We start from the raw sequence: 15457 nt of genomic DNA, 5'->3' as shown, positions 1-15457 counted from the left end.
GGTTGTCGCCTCGATGCGGTTCGGCCTGTGAGTGATCCTAAGTCGCGCCCTCAGGCATTGATCGAAGTGAGGGGCCTAAGCGATTGCCGCCGGTCACGGGTTATGGCCGACGCGTACTTCAAGGGTACCCGCTCAGCGGTTCGGCAACCGGTTAGATGTCCAGCGTGCAGTCGCCTGCGGCGGCGGAGATGCAGGTTTGCACCTTGTCGCCGGGCTGACGTTCGTCGCCGTTGCGCAGGTCGCGGGCGTGTCCCGCGGACAGCGTCACCACACAGGTCTGGCAGATGCCCATCCGGCAGCCGAAGGGCAACTGCACGCCGACGGACTCACCGGCTTCGAGCAGGCTGGTGGCGCCGTCGACGGTGAGGGTGCGTCCGGTGGTGCCGAAGGTCACCGTGCCGCCCTCGCCGATCGCGGAGCGTTCCACCTCGAAACGCTCGATGTGCAGCTTGTCGCCCACACCCGCGTTCTTCCAGTGGGTTTCGATCGCGTCGAGCATCGGGGCAGGTCCGCACGCCCAGGTCTCGCGCTCGCGCCAGTCGGGGTAGAGCTCGTCGAGGCTGGCCAGCGAGAACAGGCCGTGGGCGTCGGTGAGCTGCAAGTGGGAGACGAAGCTGGGGTGCTTGTCGTGCAGGGCGCGCAGTTCGGCGCCGAACATCACGTCGGCGTCGGTGGGCGCGGAGTGGACGTGCACCACATCGTTGACGCCGTCGCGCCGGTCCATCGTGCGCAACATCGACATGACCGGGGTGATCCCGCTGCCCGCGGTGAGGAACAGCACCTTCGCCGGCGGCGGCTCCGGCAGCACGAACCCGCCCTGCGGCGCGGCCAGCCGCACGATGGTGCCCGCAGCCACCCCGTTGACAAGGTGGCTGGACAACTTGCCTTCCGGCATCGCCTTCACCGCGATGGAGATGAGCCGCTTGCCGCCCTCGCCGGTCCAGTCCGGCGGGCAGGTCAGCGAGTAGGAACGCCAGTTCCAGCGGCCGTCGATCAGGATGCCGATGCCGATGTACTGCCCGGGGCGGTACTTGAAATCGAAGCCCCAGCCCGGCTTGATCACCAGGGTCGCCGAGTCGGCGGTCTCCTTCTGGACCTCGACGATGCGCCCGCGAAGTTCGCGCGCCGACCACAGCGGGTTGGCCAGATGCAGATAGTCGTCGGGCAGCAGGGGAGTGGTGACCCGGGCTACCGCGCCGCGCAAGATATTGAGCTTGCCGCCGCGGTCGGCGACCTGCGCCGCCGGTGCTTCGAGCCATTCCCGGAACTTGTCGATGACCATGCTGTGCGATTTCTCCCTGTCGTGCATCCGGTCCACCGTGGGGTAGCCCTCTCGCAGCCAGGTTACGGCATCGTAGGTTCGGCGCCAGTTGTGAACAGTGGGCAACCCCGAGGTCGCCCACCGCAAATTACAACAGCTCGAGCAGGAACGGCAGTTCTTGTGGTGCGTACCAGGCAAGCTGGTGGTCCTCCGCGTCACCGAGGACGAATTCCGCGTCGGTATCACCGAGGTCAGCGGCGTCGATGACGTCCACCGCCTTGGCCACCTGCGGCTCGGCCTCGGCCAGGTCCACATGCACGGCCGCGATTTGTTTGAAGGTGACCGGTCCCGACAGCTTCACCACAGCATCGTCGAGATCGGGCCGCAGTTTCGCCCCCGCTACATCCGCGGCGATCACCGCGCGCCGATACACCGGGCTAGCCGGGGCGGTGGCCGAGCCCTCGGCGTCGTCGTCGAGATCGTCGAGTCCGTCGCGCTCGGCGCCGATCAACCGCATGGAGGCCCGCGCGGCTTCCTGCATCGCCACTTCGGCGAGCTCCTCGTCGTCGCCCGCGGCGTAGGCCTCGCGCAGCGCGGGCGTCACGGCGAACGCGGTCGCGCCGAGCGGGAGCAGTTGCTGCTCGTCGACGAGTTGGCGCAGCAGCGGAATCGTCGCCGGGATGTAGACGCGCATCGTGTCGTTCTCAGGGACAGGCACCGAGCAACTCCTCCATCGATTCGTGCACCGATGCCGCGAGGACATCGATATCGGCCATGGCGTCGCGGTCGGCGTTGAGTCCGTAGAAGACCTGACCGTCGTACGAGGTGAGTCCGAAACTCAACGTCTGATTGCGCAGCAGCGGCGATACCGGATACATCTCCAGCATGCGCGCGCCGCCGATGTACATCGCGGTCTGTGGTCCCGGCGCGTTGGTGATCACCAGATTGAAACTGTTGTCGGCGAAGGTACTCGCCGCTCGCACACTCATCGCGTGCAGGCTCGCGGGCGCGAACCCGGCCAGGTGCACGAGTGTGCGCGCCCGCACCCCGCGGCGCTGCCTGCCCGCCGCCTCGGTGGCATGCGAGATGTGTGAGAGCCGCATCGTCGGGTTCGGTTCGCCCACGGGCAGATCGATGAGGAACGAGGACACCTCGCTGGCCGGGGTCAGCTGATTGTCGCCGTCGACATAGACCGACATCGGCACCACCGCGCGCAGATTGGTCGACTCGACCAGCGCCTCGTTGCGCGAGAGCAGCCAGTTGCGCAGCGCCCCGGTGACCACCGCGAGCACGGCGTCGTTGATCGAGCAGTCGAAATGCCTGCGGATCGTGCGGTAGTCGTCCAGATCCGTGCGTACCACGTCGAAGCGGCGGCTGCGGGAGGTGCGGGCGTTGAGCGGGCTGTCCGGCGCCGCGCTCGAGGTCGCCGCGCGCACCACGTTGGCCGCGGCCTTCACCGCCATCCGCGTGCCGCGCACCACGCCGAACGCGTTCGATCCGGCGTCGCGCATCACGCTGTAGGCCTCGCGCGGTTGCGCGGCCAGTTGCGAGAGCGCGCCGGCCAGCAGTTCCACATCGGTGGGTTCGCGCGGGGCACGCCACGAGTCGTCGGCCAGTTCGCGCGGCAGCGGGGAGTTGTCGAGGATCACGTGCCCGATCTCCAGGGCGGTGTCACCGTCGACGAGCGCCGAGTGCGACTTGGTGAACACCGCGGCGCGCCCGTCGGCGAGGCCCTCGATCAGATACATCTCCCACAGCGGTCGTCCCTGGTCCAGGGGTCGTGACGCGAGCCGGGCGACGAGATCGTAGAGCTGGCAGTCGCTGCCGGGACTCGGCAGCGCGGAGCGCCGGATGTGATAGCTGATGTCGAAACGGCTGTCCTCGACCCAGACCGGTCTGCCCATCGCGAGCGGGATCTCGCGCACCTTGCGGCGGTAGCGCGGCACCATCGGCAGCCGGGATTCGACCAGGTCGACGAGGCGTTCGTAGTCCAGTACCTGGCCCGTGCTGTCGGGGGAGGAGTTGTTCAGGATCGCGAGAGAGCCGATGTGGATCGGGTTACTGCTCGACTCGAGCCGATAGAACGACGCGTCCTGCGGCGTCAATCTCGTGATCACGCGCTCCGAAGCTCCTTCCGGTGCCGCATGGCGCTGATCGGGCACGCGCTACATCCTACGTCACGGCAGGTGAATCGCGGTGCCGGGCAAGGAGGCTCGCCGAGCGTCGTGACCTGGGGTAATGAGTGCGCCGGTACGCCGGGCACGGGTCCGCACCGCCGGGTACGGTGGTCTGCGGACTACCATCGCCGTTGAACACAACTCCGACCAGAGGACTGACGAGACCCGTGCCTGCGCTGACACTGACGAGGTTGCTACGGATTGGTGAAGGTCGCATGGTCAAGCGGCTCTCGAACCTCGCCGATGAGGTCATCGCGTACGGCGACGAGATCGAAGCGTTGACCGACGACGAGCTGCGTGCCAAGACCGACGAGTTCCGCCAGCGCTACGCCGACGGGGAAACCCTCGACGACCTGCTGCTCGAGGCCTTCGCCGTGGCGCGTGAGGCTTCGTGGCGAGTGCTGAACCAGAAGCACTACAAGGTCCAGATCATGGGCGGCGCCTCGCTGCACCTGGGCAATATCTCGGAGATGAAGACCGGTGAGGGCAAGACCCTCACCTGTGTGCTCCCCGCGTACCTGAACGCCATCTCCGGCGACGGCGTGCACGTGGTCACGGTCAACGACTACCTCGCCAAGCGCGACGCCGAGTGGATGGGCCGCGTGCACCGCTTCCTCGGTCTCGAGGTCGGCGTGATCCTGGGCGGTATGACTCCCGCCGAGCGTCGGGTGGCCTACGCCGCCGACATCACCTACGGCACGAACAACGAGTTCGGCTTCGACTACCTGCGCGACAACATGACCCACTCCCTGGACGATCTCGTCCAGCGTGGCCACAACTTCGCCGTGGTCGACGAGGTCGACTCGATCCTCATCGACGAGGCCCGCACCCCGCTGATCATCTCGGGCCCGGCCGACGCCTCCTCGAAGTGGTATGCCGAATTCGCGCGCATCGCGCCGCTGCTGAAGAAGGATGTCCACTATGAAGTCGACATCAAGAAGCGCACCATCGGCGTGCACGAGCAGGGCGTGGAGTTCGTCGAGGACCAGCTCGGTATCGACAACCTCTACGAGGCCGCGAACTCGCCGCTGGTGAGCTACCTGAACAACGCCATCAAGGCCAAGGAGCTCTACCAGCGCGACAAGGACTACATCGTCCGCGACGGTGAAGTGATCATCGTCGACGAGTTCACCGGCCGCATCCTGGTGGGCCGCCGCTACAACGAGGGCATGCACCAGGCGATCGAGGCCAAGGAGAAGGTCGAGATCCAGCCGGAGAACCAGACGCTGGCCACGATCACCCTGCAGAACTACTTCCGCCTCTACAACCGGCTCTCCGGCATGACCGGTACCGCCGAGACCGAGGCCGCCGAGCTGCACTCGATCTACAACCTCGGCGTGGTCCCGATCCCGACGAACAAGCCGATGGTCCGCAAGGACCAGGCCGACCTGATCTACAAGTCGGAAGAGGCCAAGTTCGCCGCGGTCGTCGACGACGTGACCGAGCGGCACGAGAAGGGCCAGCCGGTCCTGATCGGTACCACCAGCGTCGAGCGCTCGGAGTACCTGTCCAAGCAGTTCACCAAACGCGGTGTGGCGCACTCGGTGCTGAACGCGAAGTTCCACGAGCAGGAAGCCCAGATCATCGCCGAGGCCGGTCGTCCCGGCGCGGTCACCGTGGCCACCAATATGGCCGGTCGTGGTACCGACATCGTGCTCGGCGGCAACGCCGACATCATCGCCGACATCCTGCTGCGCAAGCAGGGCCTCGACCCCGTGAACACCCCCGACGAGTACGAGGCCGCCTGGCACTCCGCGCTCGAACAGGTGAAGAAGCAGACCGAGGACGACGCCGAGACGGTCCGCGAGGCCGGCGGTCTCTACGTGCTCGGCACCGAGCGCCACGAGTCGCGTCGTATCGACAACCAGCTGCGTGGTCGTTCCGGCCGTCAGGGCGACCCGGGCGAGTCCCGTTTCTACCTGTCGCTGGGCGACGAGCTGATGCGCCGCTTCAACGGCGCCGCGCTCGAGTCGATCATGACCCGGCTGAACCTGCCCGACGATGTGCCGATCGAGGCGAAGATGGTCTCCAAGGCCATCAAGAGTGCCCAGACCCAGGTCGAGCAGCAGAACTTCGAGATCCGCAAGAATGTTCTGAAGTACGACGAGGTCATGAACCAGCAGCGCACCGTCATCTACGGCGAGCGCAACCAGATCCTGCGTGGCGAGGACATGGAGGGTCAGGTTCAGAACATGATCACCGATGTGACCACCGCCTATGTCGACGGCGCCACCGCCGAGGGCTACGTCGAGGACTGGGATCTGGACAAGCTCTGGACCGCCCTCAAGACGCTCTACCCGGTGACCCTGGATCACAAGGAACTCACCGGCGAGACCGCCACCGGCGACGCGGGCGAACTCACCCGCGACGAGCTTCGCGAAGCCCTCCTCGAGGACGCGCACAACGCCTACGAGAAGCGCGAGCAGGAGATCGACGGTCTCGCGGGCGAAGGCGCCATGCGTAACCTGGAACGTCAGGTTCTGCTCTCGGTCCTCGACCGCAAGTGGCGCGAACACCTCTACGAGATGGATTACCTCAAGGAGGGCATCGGCCTGCGCGCCATGGCCCAGCGTGATCCGCTGGTCGAGTACCAGCGCGAGGGCTTCGACATGTTCGCCGCCATGCTGGAAGGCCTGAAGGAGGAGTCCGTCGGCTTCCTCTTCAATCTCCAGGTGGAGGTCCAGCAGCCCCAGCCCGAAGGCGTCTCGGTCGACAAGGGGCTGCGCTCCCCGGTCGGTGCCCGCCCGCAGGACACCCCCGCGGCGAACCAGGCCCCGCCTGCTCTGCGTGCCAAGGGAATCAGCGACCAGGCTCCCCGAGCCATGAACTACTCGGGCCCCGCCGAGGACGGCCACGCCGAATCCCATTCCGACGCACAGGAATACGGCGGCCAGCCGCAGTCCGGCACCCGCCGCGAACGCCGCGAAGCCGCCCGGACCGACTCGAAGGGCAAGCGCCGCCGCTGAGGTGAGCCAGCTGATCTAGACGACTGAAGCCCCCGCTTTCGGCGGGGGCTTCAGTCGTCTTCGCGTCTACCGTTCGGTCCGCGCGTCAGCTCGCCCGGTGGATGGGGTGGACTCGGGAGAGGGCGCGTTTGGCTTCGGCGAGGGAGATCATCTGGTCTTCGTCGTCGATGTCGGCGACGGCTGCTTCGGCCCATTCGCGCAGAAGGGTGGAGACCCCTACCCGACGTTCGTCGGCGAGGGATTTCAGGCGGCTGTGCAGGCCGAGGGGGAGCCGGATCGACGTGGTCACCATGATGTCTTCGTTGACGGGAAGACGTGGTGGGGCATCGGTGGGCTCGTCGGAGAAACTCAGCCGATCCATGAAGTCGGCGAGTTCTTCTTTGCTGGACGGAAGTCCTGGCTCGCTCATGATCGGGTCTCACTTTCCCACTGCTCGAATTGCGCCAGTTCCTCGGCGCGCATCGTGCGTGCGCCGATGATCACCCACGTCCAGTCCTCCCGTTGTCGCATCACCACGATCAACGGGCGGCCGGCTGTGGTGCGCCCCCACACCGTCAGGACGGTCACCTGGCCGTCGAAGGCCGGGCGTGGCCACCGTCGTGACGCTGCGAGGACCTGCCGAACCTCGCTGGGTTCGATGCCGATCAGGTGAGCGATCGCCCAATCAGGCCACTCGAAACCCATAAGTCCATAATACGCATGTAGTAACGCCATGTGAAAGTGCTGAGTTTCGGGCGGGCGTCGGTACGCTCGCGGTGTGTCGATACAGCGGAGGCCGTGTTGGGCGAGGTGACGCGGCCGCTGTCGGCGTCGGAGCGGTGGTTCTGGCTCGTCGATCAGTTGTCGCCGGCGAATTGTGTGGTCCGATTGCGGGTGCGCGGACCGATCGGCGCTTACCGGTTGGAAGAGGCCGCTGACGCGCTGGTCGCGGAATTTCCGCTGCTGCGGACAACGGTTGTCGACGGCCCGCGTTTCGCCCCGTCCGCTGACCCGCATCTACCGGTCCTGCACCGCATTGTCGACGACCCCGACGAGTGGCGCACGGTCTTCGACGAACAGCTGGCCGAGCCCGTCGACCTCGCGACGGCACCGGGGCGCCTCATCGATTTGGTGTGGCGCCCAGGCACTTGCGAGGAACGACACGACCTGATCCTCGTGTTGTCCCACGTGGTGCTCGACGGCCGTTCGATGACGTCGCTGGGTTGGCGAATCCTCGCTTACGCCTTCGGATCTCCCGTCCCCGCCGGCTCTCGCTCGCCGATCCCGGCCCCCGACGATCTCATCCCGCCCGCGTACACCCGCCTCCTACGCTGCCTGCGCACCAACCTCACCGGCCAGCTCACCGCGATGGCCCGCCGCCCGACCAGCCTGCCCGGCACCCCGCCACCACTCCCGATCCGCCGCACCCGCACCGTGATCCGCACCATCGAGGGCGACACCCTCACCGAGCTGCGCACCCGCTGCCACGAGCACGACGTCACGATCAACGCCGCGCTGACCGCCGCCCTGGCCGGCGCCCTCGGGGAACTCGCCCCCCGGCCCTCCGGCGTCGCGGGCATCGGCATTCCGGTCGACGTCCGGTCCCGCTTGAACCCGCCCCCGGCCGACGACGAGCCCGGCATGTTCACCGCGGTGGTCCCCACTTTCGTCCCCTACGGCCCTGCCCATTCCCTCTGGGAGGCGGCTCGCGCGGCGAAAACCCAACTGCGCCGGCGGCTGGCGAAGAACAACGATCTCACCGCCCTTGCCGCGATTCGCTACGGCTGCCCCCGTTCCCTCGAATCCGGCAGGCGCACCATCGAACTCATCGACCGCCGAGCCCCGTGGAATGTCACGCTCAGCAACTTGGGCAGGCTGTCACCGCCCGAAACTCCTGAGCCGCTGGACATCACGGCGCTGACGGTCGCCGGTACGAACTCCTGCGCCAGTGCGCTGACGGTCGCGGTAGCCACTCTCGGCACCACGATGTCGATCACCTTCTGTTACGTCGACACCATGCTCCCCCGGGCGACCATCGAAACCCTCGCCGACCGCACGCTCCGCTCGGTGACCCGCTGAGCCGTAACCGTCATTGCGCGTACCGAGCCCAGCAGTGGGCGGGGCTCAGGCGAGCAGCCTGCCCACGAGCTCCCGCAGCGCCGCGCGGTCCGGTTTGTTCGTCCGCCCGCTGACCGGAATTCGATCCACCACCACGATGTCGTCGGGGACGGCGGTGGTGTCGATGACCTGCGGCAGCCGTTGACGAAGTAGGGCCGCGATGTCGTCTGCCCCCGGTTCGGCGACAATGGCGAGCACGATCCGCTCATCGCCGATCTCGTCCGGCAGGCCGACCATGATCGCCTCGCGCACCCCGTCGATCGCGGTGATCACCGGCTCGTACAACCCCGGGTAGATATTGGTCTTCCCCCGGATCATCATGTCCTTCTTGCGTCCGGTGAGGACGAGTTCCGTGCCGTCCCACCGTGCGAGGTCCCCGGTCGCGATCTCGGTCAGCGGCTCCGCGCCGAGATACCCGCGGCACAGGTTCGGACCCGACAGCAGGAGTTCCCCGTCGTCGGCGATCCGCGCCTGCACACCCCGCACCGGAGCGCCGAGCAGATCCCCGTCGTGCGCGAGCTTGGCGGTGCCGGTCGCGATCGCCACCGGCAGGATCTCCGTCATCCCGTAGATCGCGAGAAACTCGGTGTCGGGCAACGATTGCCGTGCCCGGCGCAGGAGTGCGGAGGTGACCGGCGCACCGCCTAGGGCCACTTGACGTAGATTCGGCGGCGGCTCGAGGTCGCCGGCTTCGATCGCGTCGAGCGCGACAGCGAGATCGGCCGGGGTGTAGAACGTATGCGTCGCACTCCGCAGATTTCGCGTGAATCGCACCGGATCGATGTGCGTCCCGAACCGTGGATACCGGGGCATCGCCCACCGTGCCCCCGCCATCAACGCGGGCAGACCCATCATGAGCTGCTCGGTGTGCAGGAAGGCGCCGGGCGCGAGGCTGGTCTTTCCGCCCATCGCGGCGAGTCCTGCACTCAGCGAAGCACGGCTGTGCACAACGGCTTTCGGATCGTCCGTCGTTCCGGAGGTGAAGACGATCAACGCCGCCGCCTCGGGATCCGCGGCTGGCAGGGCGGTCTCGCGTGCGTCACCGGTGAACCGCCGCAACGGAATCGACCCGAACGGCGTACCGGGCAACCACACTCCGCTGTGGATATGGCGAACATCGAGCGCGCCGAACCGCGGCAGTTCCAGCCCCTTCTTGCGGCCGAACCCGGCGAGTGGACCACTCACCGCGTACAGCAGTGATTCCGTTGCGGCCCAAGCAGGTTCGACCAGGCCGACTCGCTTGGCGAAGAGCTCCGGCCCGACGCCGGGATCGACGAACACGATCGTCCCGCCCGCTGCGATCACCCCGAAGATCACCAGCACCGACGACACACTCGGCCGGATCGAGAACAGCATTCGATCGCCCGGGGCGAACCCCGCCTCGCCGAGATTGTGTGCCACCCGGCCGATGGAATCCACCAGCTCCCGGTAGGTGAGCGCGCGCTTGCCGACCGTGCCGAGCGCCGATGCGTCCGGAATCCGTTCGGCTTGCGCGGCAAGCCGTGCGAGAAAGTCGGTCACCGAATATCGACCACGTCGGGCCGATACCGATGATCGGCGTACCAGGCCAGTGTCTTGCGAATACCCCAGGCGCGCACTCGCCGATTCGAGCCGTGCACCCGCACGTCCCGGCGCAAACCATAGTCGGTGGTGATCGTGCGCACCGCGTTGACCAGCGCCCGGTCCTCGTGGAGATCCTCGATCGCGGTGCGCGGGAATCCGCCTGCGGCAACATATAATTCGGCGGTGATGGCCATATTGCACCCCGGTGTCATCACATACGGTCCGAGATACTTCGGATCCCGATTGCCCGAGCGCACCTTGCCGAACGTCGAGGCCACTTCCAGTGCCACCCGAATGATCGTGCGGTCGATCCAGGAAACGCCTTCGTCGGTGCGCGGAATCAGCTGACCGCTGACCAATCGCAGCCCGGAGCCGAACCCGGCCTTGATCCGCTGGGTCCAGTCGGGGGCGGGCAGGCAGTCGGCGTCGGTGCGCGCGAGGTAGGTGGCGCCTCGGGAGATCGCGTAGCGCATCCCGGTATCGGCGGCGGCGCCGGTGCCCTTCTGCTGCTCGTCGATCACCACGATGCGCGGCAGTGGATGGGCGGCGGCGAATGCCCGCACCACCTCGACGGTGCGGTCGGTGGAGTTGTTGTCGACCACGACCACCGTGAAATCCGTGTCCTGTTGCGCTGCGATGGCATCCAGGGTGCTGCCGATGCCGCGTTCCTCGTCGAAGGCGGGAATCACCACCCACAGATCACTCACGCGTCCTCCAGCAGCCGGTCGAGCCCGCCGGCCTGGTCGACCCAGCGGTGGAAATTGTCCAGGCCGGTCGCGAACGGCACCTCCGGTCGATAGCCCAGTTCACGGGCGGCGCGCGAGATGTCATAGGTCGCCGACCGGGTGACCAGCGCGACCGCGTACCGCGACAGCGGGGGAGTCCACCGCTGCGCGACCGCCGGTATCCGCCACAGTGTTTCGATCGCCGCCAAGGCCCCGCCGAGCACCGGTGCGGGCACCGTCACGCTCGGTCCGGCCAACGAGAACCGCGCGGCCACCGCGTCCAAGGTCGCCCATACCGACACCGGCTCCGCGTCGGCGACGAAATACGCACGCCCACCGACCTTCTCGGCCGTCAGCGCGAGAGCGGCGGCGTGGACGAGGTGGTCGATGTAGCACAGCGAAGCCCGTACATCGCGCCCGCCGGACAGATCCGGCAACCGCCCCGCCCGCAACTTCGCCAGAATCTGCACGATCGGCCCGTGCCGGTCGCCGGGCCCCCACACCGCGCGCGGCCGCAACGAACACGTCGTGAACTCCGGTGTATCGGACGCCAGCACCAACTGCTCGGCGACGGCCTTGGTCTCGCAATAGCTGTTCAGAAATCGCGCGGGGTAGGGCACGGTCTCATCGATCCCCACCTGATCCCCACCGCCGGGCGCCATCAACGCACTCGGACTCCCGATGAACACGAACCGCCGTACTCCGGCCGCCGCGGCCTCCTGCATCAGCCGATCGGTCCCGGCCACGTTCACCGCGAAAAAATCGGCGGGCCTGCCGAATTCACCGAGCAGGGCCGCCGCGTGCACAACGGCGCGCACCCCGGCCACCGCCGCGGCCAGCGCACCCGCGTCGGCGAGATCGGCCACCGCCACCTCGACACCCTCCGGCGCCGAGGCAGGATCGCGAACCATCGCCCGCACCGGCACCCCGCGCGCCACCAGCCCGCGCGCGATCGCCCCGCCGACGAACCCGCTCGCGCCAGTCACCAGCACTGTCATCGCGCCACGTTATCCCGTCGACGATCGCGCGAAGCCGCAGCCGGACGGTGCCGCCTCGGTCACTGTTCGCCCTCGCCCAGCGTCTTCCACCAGGTAGCCCCGAGCAGCATGGTCATCACGGCCGCACGACGACCCGAGATCCCCCGTTCAGCGGCTACTTTCCGGGCCGCTGGAATCTGCGCGGCGTGCACCCCGACGCTCAGCACCACATCGATCCAGAAGGCCGTCCGCAGCCACCGGGCCCGGAACGGCCGCACGACCCCGACGATCAGAAATATCCAGCCGATCACCGGAATCGACCGCAGCGCCAGCACGGCTCCCGGGCCGGGTACCGCGACCGAAGTACCGGCCGCCGCGCGATGGCGACCATGTCGCGGCACACTCACCGGATCCGGAACAACATGCAGAGACCGTGTCACCGCACACCAACCCCTCGATAGGTCACTGCCGCCGCGGTGGGTCCACCGTCGGCGGCGACGAACAGCAACGGCCGTTCGGCCAGTCCCGCGTCACGGGCCGCCACGAACGCGGCGGTCAACGCGGAAGTGTGCGCGTCGGCGGCGAAGTCGTCGGTCACCACCGCGCCCACGCCGAGCTGGGCCGCCAGTTCGCCGGCGAAGTCCGCTGTCGGTTTACCGCACAGCAGCACCACCTGTCCGGCGTCGATACCGTCCGCCGCCAACGCTTCTCGCGCCGCGACAGCGGCGTGCTCGACCAGTTCCGCTGTCCCGGTGAGCAATTCCACCGTCAGCGAGGAACGCCCTTCGGCTCCCATCGCGGACAGCTTCACGTATCCCTGCGGGTCGGGCAATACGTCGCCGGCACTCACGTGGACTCCGCCGAAACCCGCGGCTTCGGCGGAATTCTCGAGCACGAAAGCCGCCCCGACCGGCTCGAACGCGAACTCCACATCGGCCCGGCCCGACGGATGCGCGTCGCCCGACACGACGACCACATGTCCCGTGGGCAGATCTGCCAGCAGCGAGGCGGCCACCCCGACCGCGTTCACCACCCCGCAGGCACCGTTCATCAGATCGAACGACAAGCACGGCACGTCACCGCGTCGATAGTCCAGCCCGATCCCCGCGGCCTGCTGGATCAGCGCCGCGACCGCCGGTTCCACCAGGTTCGCATCGCGATAGACCCCCACATTGATCAGTGCGTCGACCTGCTCCGGCGGACAACCGGCTGCCGCTAACGCGTCGCGCGCGGCGCTTGCCGCCTGTCCCACCGAGCTGACTCCGCCGCTGCGCGTCACTGCCGAAGAAATGATGATTCCCATACTGTCCTATACCCGCAGATCGCCGATTGTCACCGACAAGAATCCGGCGACCACCCCGGAAGCCGCCGGTACCAGCAGTACTTTCGACCCCGGCTCGATCAGGCCCTGCCGCAACGCGTCGTGCAGCACCACGAAATGTGAGGTCGACGCGGTATTGCCGTATCTGTCCAGCACCGCGAGTCCCGGCGGCATCGCCGCGTCGAATTCGCGCTCGGCGATCTTGTTGATCAATTCCACAGCGGGGCCGCTGAACTGGTGATGGATCAGGTAGTCGTAGCCCTCCTCGGCGAAGCTGGAACCGCGCGCGGCGAGGAACTCCAGCTGCCGCGAGGTCCACAGCAGGTACCGGGACTCGTTGTGCATCGCCCGATTGTCGGTGTAGAGCGCGACTCCCGGCCCCTGATCACTGGGCATCCCCAAGCACAGCTTCGCGAACGCGGCGCTGGTGTTGAGCTCCACGTAGTCGAGCCCTGGCCCGTCGGTGCCGTCGAGCAGCACGGCCGCCCCGGCGTCGCCGACGGTGAGCGAGGCGAACTGCGGGTCGTACTTCTGCGAGATCTCCCGCACCGCGGTGTCGGCGATGGGCGTGATGCACTCCCCGGACACCACCATGCCGCGACGCACGGCACCGGATCGAATCATCCTGTCCAGCAGCAGAACTCCGGTCATCATCCCGGCACACGCGTTGGACACGTCGAAATGGATCGCCCTGTTCGCCCCGAGCGCGGTGCGCAGCATCAGGGCGAACGACGGTTCCAGGCAGAAGTCCTCGCCCCGGGTGCGGGTGATCGAGCAGGAGATGATCACATCCAGATCGGCGGCGTCGTAGCGCGAATTGCCCAGTGCGCTGCGGGCGGCGGCCAAGGCGATGGTGAGGGAGTCCTCGGATTCGCCGCGTACTCTGCGCGCCCTGACTCCGCTGACCTTCTCCAGATCCAGCGGCGCGTCGACGGCCAGCTGCGCCAGCAACTCCGCCGTGGTCACTTCTCTGGCCGGCAGATACGCGCCGACGGCTTCGATTGTCGAACTCACCATGCTTGTTCACTTCCAGATATCGCGTGATGCACAGATCACCACCAGCGCATCTCGTCGATCCTAGCCACAGACCTTCACTAATCGGGCGTGCTCGATTAGATTCTGCCGGGGTGTGGAGCTCCGCCCGACGCCATGAACTAACCCTACTCGCCGCTGGTCAACCCTGGTTGCCTGGATTATTGCTGCTGGGACGGTTCGCGCGGCCGATCCGCAAGGTGCCCGAACTCGGCTGGTTCGTCGCCGACCCGCTGGTGGCCCGCCAGATCTACAACGACAGCACCCATTTCAGCATCGTGTCCGAGGGCGCGGCCGGGCACTGGTGGGCGCAGGTCATCGGCGACTGGGTCGAGGATCTGTTCGAGGGTCCCGGCCATACCGACCTGCGGACCAAGGCGCGCGACCTGTTCACCCTCGGCCACACCGATGCCCTGGTCGCGCGCGTGATCGGCCCCGACCTGCGTGACCTGCGCGAACGCCTGGCGGCGGGGGAGACCGTCGACATCGCCGCCCGCGCGCAGATCCTGGTCGGCCGCAGCGTCTCCGACCTGGTCGGCATGCGCCCCGAAGACATCGCCGCGGCCATCGGCGGCGACTACACCGACGATCAGGACGCGCTGTTCCTGCGCCTGTTCCACCACGTCGAAGAACTGGTCAACCTGGGTTTCGGCACGATGGCCTCGACCACGCTCGACCCGGTGGCGCTGGCCCGCGCCCGTGAGCTGGCCACCCAGCTCGCCGTCAACGTTCCCGACGCGTACGCCCGCGCCGATCCCGACACCACCCTCGGTCGCTGCCGTGAACTGGGTCTCGACGTCGAGCACGCGGGCGGCCTGGCGATCCTGATGGCCGTCGCGGGCACCGACACGCTCGCCAGCGCCATGACCCGAATGGTCGCGATCATGCATGACACCGACCAGCACCGCGCCCTGCTCGCCGCTCCCGATCGCCTCCCCGACGCGGTCCGCGAGACCCTGCGCGTCACGAGCCCGGCCTACCTCGTCGGCCGCTCGGTCACCGCGGACGTCCGCGTCGCCGACCGCGACCTGCGCGCCGGCGAACACGTCAAGATCCTCACCTGGACCATCAACAATGCCGCGGGCGAGTTCCGCGTCGACCGCGACTACAACCCCGTGACCCGCCAGCTCTGGTTCGGCGGCGGCCGCCACCTCTGCCTCGGCGCACAGCTCGTCCACTCCGAACTCACCGCACTTCTCGAAGCCTTGACCGCCGCCGGTCGCCCCTGGGAAATCGTCGAACGTCGCTATCGCAGAAAGGTTTTCATCCCTACCTACGAGAAGCTGCGCATCCGGCTCGCGCGCTGAACAGCACAATGGCCCCGTCCGGGTGGACGGG

Annotated in this window: 14 protein-coding genes; 3 read left to right on the top strand and 11 right to left on the bottom strand. The window is 67.5% G+C overall.

Annotation, left to right across the window (positions count from 1 at the left end; genetic code table 11):
* Positions 1-151: 151 nt before the first annotated feature.
* The 3 genes from ACWF99_RS27230 to ACWF99_RS27220 form a co-directional block, all read right to left on the bottom strand.
* Positions 152-1309, bottom strand: a complete 1158-nt coding sequence (locus ACWF99_RS27230) for a ferredoxin reductase (RefSeq protein WP_378632597.1) — start codon at positions 1307-1309, stop codon at positions 152-154.
* Between the two features lie 100 nt (positions 1310-1409).
* A complete protein-coding gene (locus ACWF99_RS27225; protein WP_378633435.1) occupies positions 1410-1955 on the bottom strand; it encodes a DUF6912 family protein in 546 nt (181 codons plus the stop codon).
* A gap of 10 nt (positions 1956-1965) precedes the next feature.
* Positions 1966-3378: a WS/DGAT/MGAT family O-acyltransferase gene (locus tag ACWF99_RS27220; RefSeq protein ID WP_378632599.1), complete on the bottom strand. Its 1413-nt coding sequence runs from the start codon at positions 3376-3378 to the stop codon at positions 1966-1968.
* A 227-nt stretch (positions 3379-3605) separates the two neighbouring features.
* On the opposite strand from ACWF99_RS27220, the gene secA reads away from it, so the two are divergent.
* A complete protein-coding gene (gene secA, locus ACWF99_RS27215; RefSeq protein WP_378632600.1) occupies positions 3606-6404 on the top strand; it encodes a preprotein translocase subunit SecA in 2799 nt (932 codons plus the stop codon).
* A gap of 85 nt (positions 6405-6489) precedes the next feature.
* Here secA and ACWF99_RS27210 read toward each other — a convergent pair whose 3' ends face one another.
* On the bottom strand, positions 6490-6813 hold the full coding sequence (locus ACWF99_RS27210) for a hypothetical protein (RefSeq protein ID WP_378632602.1): 324 nt from the start codon (positions 6811-6813) through the stop codon (positions 6490-6492).
* Positions 6810-7088, bottom strand: coding sequence for a hypothetical protein (locus ACWF99_RS27205; RefSeq protein ID WP_056813016.1), 279 nt, complete (start codon positions 7086-7088; stop codon positions 6810-6812). Before ACWF99_RS27205 ends, ACWF99_RS27210 begins: the two co-directional genes overlap by 4 nt.
* A 105-nt stretch (positions 7089-7193) precedes the next feature.
* Here ACWF99_RS27205 and ACWF99_RS27200 point away from each other — a divergent pair, with 105 nt between their 5' ends.
* Positions 7194-8462, top strand: coding sequence for a phthiocerol/phthiodiolone dimycocerosyl transferase family protein (locus ACWF99_RS27200; RefSeq protein WP_452537763.1), 1269 nt, complete (start codon positions 7194-7196; stop codon positions 8460-8462).
* A 45-nt stretch (positions 8463-8507) separates the two neighbouring features.
* On the opposite strand, the gene ACWF99_RS27195 is transcribed toward ACWF99_RS27200, so the two are convergent.
* From ACWF99_RS27195 to ACWF99_RS27170, 6 genes are read right to left on the bottom strand one after another with little or no spacing between them, the layout of a single operon-like run.
* Positions 8508-10022 (bottom strand): class I adenylate-forming enzyme family protein, encoded by a 1515-nt coding sequence (locus ACWF99_RS27195; protein ID WP_452537731.1) that lies wholly within the window; start codon positions 10020-10022, stop codon positions 8508-8510.
* Positions 10019-10771 (bottom strand): glycosyltransferase family 2 protein, encoded by a 753-nt coding sequence (locus ACWF99_RS27190; protein ID WP_378632612.1) that lies wholly within the window; start codon positions 10769-10771, stop codon positions 10019-10021. The genes ACWF99_RS27195 and ACWF99_RS27190 overlap by 4 nt, the downstream gene beginning before the upstream one ends.
* Positions 10768-11787, bottom strand: a complete 1020-nt coding sequence (locus tag ACWF99_RS27185) for an NAD-dependent epimerase/dehydratase family protein (protein WP_452537730.1) — start codon at positions 11785-11787, stop codon at positions 10768-10770. The genes ACWF99_RS27190 and ACWF99_RS27185 overlap by 4 nt, the downstream gene beginning before the upstream one ends.
* Positions 11788-11846: 59 nt before the next feature.
* Complete coding sequence (locus ACWF99_RS27180; RefSeq protein WP_452537729.1) at positions 11847-12206, bottom strand: hypothetical protein; 360 nt, start codon at positions 12204-12206, stop codon at positions 11847-11849.
* A complete protein-coding gene (locus ACWF99_RS27175; RefSeq protein WP_378632621.1) occupies positions 12203-13018 on the bottom strand; it encodes a hypothetical protein in 816 nt (271 codons plus the stop codon). Before ACWF99_RS27175 ends, ACWF99_RS27180 begins: the two co-directional genes overlap by 4 nt.
* A gap of 57 nt (positions 13019-13075) precedes the next feature.
* Positions 13076-14104, bottom strand: coding sequence for a 3-oxoacyl-ACP synthase III family protein (locus ACWF99_RS27170; protein WP_378652057.1), 1029 nt, complete (start codon positions 14102-14104; stop codon positions 13076-13078).
* A 179-nt stretch (positions 14105-14283) separates the two neighbouring features.
* Here ACWF99_RS27170 and ACWF99_RS27165 point away from each other — a divergent pair, with 179 nt between their 5' ends.
* Positions 14284-15426: a cytochrome P450 gene (locus tag ACWF99_RS27165; RefSeq protein WP_452537728.1), complete on the top strand. Its 1143-nt coding sequence runs from the start codon at positions 14284-14286 to the stop codon at positions 15424-15426.
* Positions 15427-15457: the final 31 nt, after the last annotated feature.

Source organism: Nocardia sp. NPDC055002 (assembly GCF_053608825.1).
This window is presented reverse-complemented; position numbering and strand designations above follow the sequence as displayed.

What these genes read in the sequence shown, in the direction of transcription:
- ACWF99_RS27205 (WP_056813016.1), bottom strand. Translation starts at nt 7,088, where the DNA reads ATGGGTTTCGAGTGGCCTGATTGGGCGATCGCTCACCTGATCGGCATC.
- ACWF99_RS27225 (WP_378633435.1), bottom strand. Translation starts at nt 1,955, where the DNA reads ATGCGCGTCTACATCCCGGCGACGATTCCGCTGCTGCGCCAACTCGTC.
- ACWF99_RS27230 (WP_378632597.1), bottom strand. Translation starts at nt 1,309, where the DNA reads ATGCACGACAGGGAGAAATCGCACAGCATGGTCATCGACAAGTTCCGG.
- ACWF99_RS27185 (WP_452537730.1), bottom strand. Translation starts at nt 11,787, where the DNA reads ATGACAGTGCTGGTGACTGGCGCGAGCGGGTTCGTCGGCGGGGCGATC.
- ACWF99_RS27170 (WP_378652057.1), bottom strand. Translation starts at nt 14,104, where the DNA reads ATGGTGAGTTCGACAATCGAAGCCGTCGGCGCGTATCTGCCGGCCAGA.
- ACWF99_RS27210 (WP_378632602.1), bottom strand. Translation starts at nt 6,813, where the DNA reads ATGAGCGAGCCAGGACTTCCGTCCAGCAAAGAAGAACTCGCCGACTTC.